General features: G+C 74.0%; 7 protein-coding genes and 1 pseudogene. 6 read left to right on the top strand and 2 right to left on the bottom strand.

Annotation, left to right across the window (positions count from 1 at the left end):
- Window positions 1-206: 206 nt before the first annotated feature.
- The gene (locus B1L11_RS36965; RefSeq protein WP_079319918.1) at window positions 207-443 is read right to left on the bottom strand and encodes a hypothetical protein; all 237 of its coding nucleotides are present in this window, start codon (window positions 441-443) and stop codon (window positions 207-209) included.
- Window positions 444-910: 467 nt separating this feature from the next.
- Here B1L11_RS36965 and B1L11_RS36960 point away from each other — a divergent pair, with 467 nt between their 5' ends.
- Genes B1L11_RS36960 through B1L11_RS36950 form a run of 3 tightly spaced genes read left to right on the top strand, consistent with a single transcriptional unit; the run spans window position 911 to window position 3,438 of the window.
- Window positions 911-1,363 (top strand): hypothetical protein, encoded by a 453-nt coding sequence (locus B1L11_RS36960; protein WP_079319917.1) that lies wholly within the window; start codon window positions 911-913, stop codon window positions 1,361-1,363.
- A gap of 54 nt (window positions 1,364-1,417) precedes the next feature.
- Complete coding sequence (locus tag B1L11_RS36955; RefSeq protein ID WP_079319916.1) at window positions 1,418-2,404, top strand: WD40 repeat domain-containing protein; 987 nt, start codon at window positions 1,418-1,420, stop codon at window positions 2,402-2,404.
- Window positions 2,401-3,438, top strand: coding sequence for a hypothetical protein (locus B1L11_RS36950; RefSeq protein ID WP_079319915.1), 1,038 nt, complete (start codon window positions 2,401-2,403; stop codon window positions 3,436-3,438). The genes B1L11_RS36955 and B1L11_RS36950 overlap by 4 nt, the downstream gene beginning before the upstream one ends.
- A gap of 6 nt (window positions 3,439-3,444) precedes the next feature.
- Here the strand turns inward: B1L11_RS36950 and B1L11_RS36945 are convergent, their stop codons facing one another.
- On the bottom strand, window positions 3,445-3,888 hold the full coding sequence (locus tag B1L11_RS36945; RefSeq protein ID WP_218671533.1) for a MarR family winged helix-turn-helix transcriptional regulator: 444 nt from the start codon (window positions 3,886-3,888) through the stop codon (window positions 3,445-3,447).
- 97 nt (window positions 3,889-3,985) lie between these two features.
- Between B1L11_RS36945 and B1L11_RS36940 the strand changes: the two genes are divergently transcribed.
- The 3 genes and pseudogenes from B1L11_RS36940 (at window position 3,986) to B1L11_RS36935 (ending at window position 7,092) form a co-directional block, all read left to right on the top strand.
- The gene (locus tag B1L11_RS36940) at window positions 3,986-5,404 is read left to right on the top strand and encodes an MFS transporter (protein WP_143737810.1); all 1,419 of its coding nucleotides are present in this window, start codon (window positions 3,986-3,988) and stop codon (window positions 5,402-5,404) included.
- A gap of 117 nt (window positions 5,405-5,521) precedes the next feature.
- Window positions 5,522-5,899: pseudogene (locus B1L11_RS55490) on the top strand (ABC transporter substrate-binding protein); the annotation flags it as partial.
- A gap of 26 nt (window positions 5,900-5,925) precedes the next feature.
- Window positions 5,926-7,092, top strand: a complete 1,167-nt coding sequence (locus tag B1L11_RS36935; protein ID WP_372974761.1) for an ABC transporter substrate-binding protein — start codon at window positions 5,926-5,928, stop codon at window positions 7,090-7,092.
- Window positions 7,093-7,115 lie beyond the last annotated feature (23 nt).

Below are 7,115 nucleotides of genomic sequence, written 5' to 3'. Positions count from 1 at the left end.
GATCGCGCGGACGCCGGTGCTCGACTGAGTGGGAATTCGAAAAGATGTTCGTGAATTTCTGGAAACACCGACAGGGGCGACGCCCTGACCACGCGGCCGCTGACCGAGGCCGCCCGGATGTGGGACCTGCACGGGCGGCGTCCCGGCGACCTCTACCAGGGGACGGCGCTGGAGACGGCGCTCGGCTGGGCGGCGACCGCGCGCCATCACGTCACGCTGAACACGCTGGAGAAGGCGTTCCTCGACGCGTCCCGGGCCCTCGCCCGGGTCCGCGCCCGGCGGCGCCGCCGCCTCACCGCCGTGCTCGCCGCGCTCGTGGCCGTCACGGCGGCCTCGGCCGGGCTGGCCCTCGACCAGAAGTCGTCCGCCGAGCGGCAGCGGGACGTGGCCGTGGCCCGGCGGCTCGCCGCCCTGGCTGAGACCTCGCGCTCGTCCGATCCCACTCGGGCGATGGCGCTGAGCGTGGCCGCCTGGCGGCTGGCCGGGGTGCCCGAGGCGCGGGCGGCGCTCTACAGCTCGCTCGCCCAGCCGCTGCGGCGGATCGACCCGCCCCCGCCCGTCACCGCCGGAGCCCGGTTCGACCTGAGCGGGGACGGCCGGCTGCTCGCCGTCGCCGACGCCGGACGGGCGGTCCTGTGGGAGGTGGCCGCGCACCGCGTGGCCGGGGGCGCCCGGGGCATCGGACCGGCCCCCGACGCTGTCGCGCTCAGCCCCGACGGCCGCCGCCTCGCGGTTTCGGGCGGCGGGCGTCTGCGCGTGTGGGACCTGTCCACCGGCCGTCCGCTCGGGCCGGGGTTCGGGAACGGCGCACTGGAGATGACGTTCGGCCCGGACGGCCGCGCCTCGCCGTGCTCGCGCCCGGCCATCGGGCCAGGTCTGGGACGCCCTTCGCGGTGCCGAACTCCTCGACGTGCGCGACGAGCGGGCGGAGGGCGTCGTGGTCTCCGCGCGGCACGCCGCCGTGCTGCTGGACGACGGCCGATACCGGTTGTACGAGCCGGTCGCGGGGCGTCCGCACGGCCCGCGACGCCTTCCCGCCCCCGGGGGCGGGAAGGCGGACGCCGTCGCCTTCAGCCCCGAAGGCCGCACGATCGCGGTCGGCCGCGGCGAGGACGTCCGCTTCTGGGACCTGTCCACCGGCCGCCATCGCGGCCCCGTCCTGGAGGGCGCCTCCGCCGTCTGGCTCGCGTACGGCGACGGCGGCAGGCTCGTCCTGACCTTCGACGGCACCGGCGCCGGGCTGTGGCGCGCGGACGGCGGCGGACTGCTGGCCTACTCCACGCCGGGGGACACCACCGGCATGCCGGACATCAGGGTCGCCGCCGGCGCGGGCGGGCGGCGCGGTGCGTGCGCTACCTGCTGAGCGGCGGCAGGGTCGCCACGGTGGGACGCCGGGGCGGGGGCCCGCTCCACTGCGGTGTCCCCGTCGGCGGTCGCCGCCGCCTTCGCGCCGGGCGCACGGACGCTCGCCGTCTCGCCGGCCAGTAAGGGGCCGCTCCTGTGGGATCCGGCCAGGGGCGTCGGTCTCGGGCCGCCGCTCGGCGGCACACCGTCCGGGGCGCTCGCCTTTCCCGACGTACGCACGCTCGCCTCCGTTCCCGCGGGCGAGGCGCCGGGGCATGCCACGACGGTGAGCCTCTGGAGCGTGCCGGACGGACGTCCGCTCCGCCGTGTCCCGGTCGCGGGCGCCGGTTCGGTGGGCGGGCTGGCGGTCGGAGGCGGGGTCCTCGCCGTGGCGCCCGTCGCCGAGGACTACGAGCCGGTCCGGGTGTGGGACCTCGCCCGCGGCGCGGAGATTCCCGTCCCGCGCCACAGCGGATGGGACGTCATGGCGGTCAGCCCGGACGGCCGGGTCCTCGCGATCGGCGGGCGGGACGCCGCCCTGGTCGACCTGGCCACCGGGACGGTCACCGGCCGCCCCTTCGGGCCCGTCCTCGACGGCGTGCGGTCGATCGCGTTCAGCCCCGGCGGCTCGGCGATCGCCACCGGCTTTCACGAGGCGGGCGTGGGCCTGTGGGACGCCCGCACGCTGCGGCGTACGGGGACGCTCGCGCCCGAGGAGGGACGGTTCGACGACGTCGTGGCGCTCGCCTACTCGCCCGACGGGCGGCTGATCGCCACCGGCGGCACGAGCGGGGAGGTTCGCCTGTGGGACGCCGGCACGCGGTCGCCGCTGGGCCTGCCGTACGCCGTCCACACCGGCCGGGTGCTCGCGCTCGCCTTCGGAGCGGACGGGCGCTACCTCTACAGCGCCGGCCAGGACGGGACGCTGCGGCGCTACACGATCGACCCGGAACGGGCCGCGGCCGAGGTGTGCGCGCGGGCGGGCGGCGGCCTGGGAGATGACGACTGGCGGCGCCTCGTGCCGGAGGCGCCCTACCGGAAGGTGTGCCGAGCCACATGACGATCATCCGCCACCTGCTCGCGCGGCTCCTGCGACGGCCCGCCGCCGGCGCCGCTCTCGTGGAGATCGAGTCGGTCGAGGTCGATCCCGACCCCGTCCCGATCGGCGGCGAGGACCGGGTCGTGGCGACCTTCGAGGTGGTCACCAGCGGGCCGTCCGCCGAGGTGAAGGGCGACCTGGTGGCCCCGGACGGGTCCCGTACGGGACTGGGCTTCGAGCGCGAGGAGCGCACGCCCTTCGAGGAGCGGTGGCGGGCCGGGCACGTGTTCGGCCGGGACGCTGCGGCGGGGACCTGGCGCGTCGTGGTCGGCGCCGACGGCGTCACCGGGGAACGGGAGTTCGAGGTCCGGTTCGAGGAGGGGCTGCGGCGGTCGAGGATCGACGGCTTCGAGCTGTCTCCCGACCCGGTCGACGAGGGAAGCCGGCTCACCTTCTCCGGCCGGCTGGAGGCGGTCACCGGGAAGGAGGACTGGGGCGGTCTTCCCGGCCGCACGGTCGCCCTGCTGTTCCGGGCCGATGACATGCTGTCCCGCACGGAGGTGGCGCGCGTCGTCACCGGCAGGTCGGGCCGGTTCGAGGCGACGGTCACGGCGACCGAGTCCGGGTTCTGGTCGGCGGGGTTCCGCGCGGACGCCGAGGACCGTGGGCGCCTCACCGCGGCGCGGAGCGCCGAGGTCCATTCGGCGGTGAACGCCGCCGGGGCGCAAACCAGAATCACCTATTCGGCGCGCCCCAAGAGCGGCAGGCGGAACAGGCAGGCGACCCACATCGGCACGTTGTTCGTCCGGGTGCAGCCCGCAGGACAGCCCCCTCGCTGGGATCCGCTGCCCCAGCAGCGCGTCCGGCTCTGGTTCGACCCGTCGGGGGCCGGCGCCGAGAGCGTGCGGGGATCGGCGACGACGGGCTCCGACGGCGGCTTCCGGCTGCGCGAGAAGGTGCCGTCGACCGGCGACTGGCAGGTCCGCTTCGACTCGCAGAGCCCGGCGCAGCGCCGGTCGTGCAAGTCGCCGGCCCGCAGGCTCACCACGAGCTGAGCCGCTCTAGGTGGCGTAGCGCGCGACCACGCCCGTGAGGGCCGTGGCGATCCGGAGCCTGTCGGCCTCCGGCATCTCGTCGCCCAGGACGTCCAGCCGCGCGCAGATCTCCTCGTGCACCTTCTCGCCGAGCCGCGCGCCCTCCGGCGTGAGGGAGATCCGGCAGGCGCGGCGGTCGCGAGGATGGCTGACCCGTGTCACGAACCCGCGCCGCTCCACCCGGTCCACGAGCCCGGTGAGGCTGGACTTCTCCAGGTGGAGGAGGCGGCTGAGCTCGGTCATGCCGATGGGGCCGCCGGTCAGCACGCACAGCAACTGCGCCTGCTGCGGGGTGACGCCGTGCTCCCGGCTCACATCGGCGAAGACGTACTGCACCACGTGGGACATGCGCACCAGCGCGGTGGCGAACGCCGACTCCGTGCCGGCCTTCGTGGTCGTCGTCGTGGTCACCTGTACCTCCCGGTCCGAGCGTAGTTGACATCGGTTCGCACTGCCAACTAATTTGTGCGTACTACGAACTGTTGGTACTGCGAACTAAGGAGGCTTCGTGAGCACGGGTGACACGACGAGCCCCGCCGCGAGAGGCACCGGTCTGCTGGTCGCGCTCGGCACCGCGGTTTTCGGCTACGCCCTGATGCAGACGGTGGTGGTCCCCGCCCTGGGCCTGCTCACCAGGGAACTGCGGACCACGCCCGCCTGGTCGGCCTGGATCCTCAGCGCCTTCCTGCTCTCCAGCGCGGTGCTGACCCCGCTCCTGGGCCGGCTCGGGGACATGCACGGCAGGCGGCGGGTGATGATGGGCGTGCTCGTCGCGTATGCGGTGGGCATGGCCGGCGCGGCGGCGGCCCAGAACATCGGCCAGCTCATCGCCGCCCGCGTCGTCCAGGGCGCGGCGCTCGCGGTGGTTCCGCTGTCCATGGCGATCCTCCGCGAGGCGCTGCCGCGGGAACGCCTGCCGTTCGCGATGGGGCTGGTCTCCGGCATCGTCGGAGCGGGCGGCGGGGCCGGCCTGGTCGTCGGCGGGCTGCTGGCCGACCACCTGTCCTGGCGGTATCTGTTCGTCCTCGGCGCGCTGCTCGCGTCGCTCAGCCTCGCGATGGTCTGGCGGTACGTGCCCGCCCGCCGCCACGACACCTCGGGCGGGCTCGACGTGCTCGGAGCCGTGCTGCTGGGCCTCGGCCTCGTCGCGGTGCTGCTCGCGCTCACGCAGGGCCCTTCGTGGGGCTGGACGTCGGCGCCGGTGCTCGGCCTGTTCGTCCTCGGCGCGCTGCTGGCGGCCGTGCTCGTCCTGGTGGAACGCGGCAGGGCCCACGCGCTCATCGACGTCGGCGAGCTGACCGACCGGCCGATGCTGGCCACGCACGCCGCCGCCCTGCTGTTCGGCGCCGGGTCGTACTTCTTCTATCTGGGGATGCCCCTGTTCGCCCAGCAGAAGCCCGGGGCGGACGGCGCCGGCTTCGGCGCATCGGTCACCGTGGCCGGTCTCCTGATGCTCCCGGGCATGCTGGCCATCGTCCCGGCCGGTGCGGCCGTCGGCCGCATCTCGGCGTCCCTGGGTTCGCGAGGGCCGCTGGCGTGCGGGTTCGCGCTGTTCGCCGTGGGGGCGGCGCTGCTGGCGCTCGGCCACGCCTCGTACTGGCAGCACCTGGTGTTCTACGCGGTCGTGGGGGCGGGCTCCGGGCTCGTCATGGGGGCGCTGCCCAAGCTGATCGCCGACATCGTGCCGCTGGCCCGGACCGGGACCGCCAACGGCATCAACAACATCGCCCGCACCGTGGGAAGTGTCATCGGCAGTCAGCTCGCTGCCGCCGTGATCGCGTCCACCACCTCCGGCCGCACCGCCGCCGTGCCCGACTCCGCCTTCTCCCTGCTGTTCTGGCTGGGTGCGGTGGCGGCGGTCGCGGGCGTGGCGGTGTCGCCCCTGGCCGTACGGCGGAAGCTTTCCCCTATTCCCGAGTCTGTTTGACGGTTATTGCCGAGGCTTGCTAACTTGGTCGCAGTACGAACTATACGTACTACGAACTTTCTCGGGAATCGCCGCCGCCGTCGCGGCCGTCCCGCTTCTTGCGGAAAGAGCCACCGGATGTCCCCTCGTCGGAAACCTCTCGCCCTCGCCCTTCTCGCCCTGAACGGGCTGCTCACCGCCTGCGCGGCGGAAACCGGAACGAACGCCTCCAGTGCGGGCGCCACGCTGGTCGTGGCGATGCCGGCCGACCCCGCCTGCCTGGATCCGCAGCAGACCGGCCAGCTCGTCGCGCTCGACATCAGCAGGTCGCTCGTCGACACGCTGACCGACCAGGACCCGCGTACCGGGAAGATCGTGCCCTGGCTGGCCTCGGAGTTCTCGGTCTCCGACGACGCCCGCCGGTTCACGTTCACCCTGCGCGAGGGCGTCACCTTCAGCGACGGCACCCCGCTGGACGCCGAGGCTGTCAAGGCCAGCTTCGATCGCCTGGCCAGCTCCCGGCCAACGGCGCGGCGAGTTACCTGCGCGGCTACCAGGGCACCACGGTCGTCGACGCCCACCGCCTGCACGTGGACTTCGACTCGCCGAACGCGCAGTTCCTGCAGGCCACGTCGGGGGCGGGGCTCGGCATCCTGTCCCCGGCGACCGCCGGGACACCGCTCGCCGACCGCTGCCGCGGCCGCTTCGTCGGCTCCGGGCCGTACGTGCTGGACCACTACACCTCCAACCAGGAGGTCGTGCTCAAGCGGCGCGCCGGCTACTCGTGGCCGTCCTCGCTCGCCAAGGTGCGGGGCGAGGCGAGTCTCGCCGAGGTCAGGTTCGTGTTCGTCCCCGAGGCCGGTGCCAGGACCACCGCCCTGCGCTCCGGGCAGGTCCAGGTCGCGGAGAACGTGCAGCCCGCCGACCAGGACTCCTTCGCCAAGGACGGATTCCACCTGCTCGTCACGAGGGTTCCCGGTCTGGTGCCGCCGCTGTCGCTCAACCACGCTGGAGTCCTGGCCGACGAGCGGGTACGGCAGGCGTTGCTGCTCGCCGTCGACCGCGCCGACCTCGTCCGCACCGTCCTCGGCCCGAGGTTCGAACCGGCCACCGGCGTGCTGGCCGCCACCACGCCCCTGTACGTCGACCAGAGCGACAAGCTGCGCTACGACCCGGACCGGGCGGCCGAACTGCTCGACGAGGCCGGCTGGCGGCCGGGCCCGGACGGGATCAGGGTGAAGGACGGCAAGCCGCTGACCCTGAACTGGCTGATCCCCGCGCCGATGCCGCCGGTGGACGAGTACGTCCAGCAGCAACTGCGCAAGGTCGGCGTGGACGTGAAGCTGAACGCGGTGCCGCCGACCAAGTACGTCGAGCAGCAGCAGGCCGGGAAGTTCGACATCACCGCGGTCGCCGTCACCCGCGCCGACCCCGACGTGCTGCGCAACATCTTCTACTCGAAGGGCTCCAACCTCTGGCACCTGCCGCCGAGCAAGCTGGACGACTATCTGGAGCAGCAGGCGGCGGCCACGGACGAGGGGAAGCGCCGCGAGGCCGTCGCCAAGGCGGCCGAGTGGATCCTCGACCACGCCGACACCGTCCCGCTGTACGAGAACGCCCTGGTCCACGGCGTCTCGGACGCCGTGAAGGACCTGGAGACCGACGCGTCGACCCGGCTCGACCTGCACGACGCCCGGCTCGCGTCGTGACCGGCGCGTTCGCGACGCCGGAA

Origin of the sequence: Microbispora sp. GKU 823 (genome assembly GCF_002027145.1) — a bacterium.
In the GTDB taxonomy this organism is placed as follows: Bacteria; Actinomycetota; Actinomycetes; order Streptosporangiales; family Streptosporangiaceae; genus Microbispora; species Microbispora siamensis.
Note: the sequence above shows the minus strand (reverse complement) of the source record. Positions and strands in the feature narration are given on the sequence as shown.

Coding starts and splice junctions, on each gene's coding strand:
- B1L11_RS36950 (WP_079319915.1), top strand. CDS start 2,401: ATGACGATCATCCGCCACCTGCTCGCGCGGCTCCTGCGACGGCCCGCC.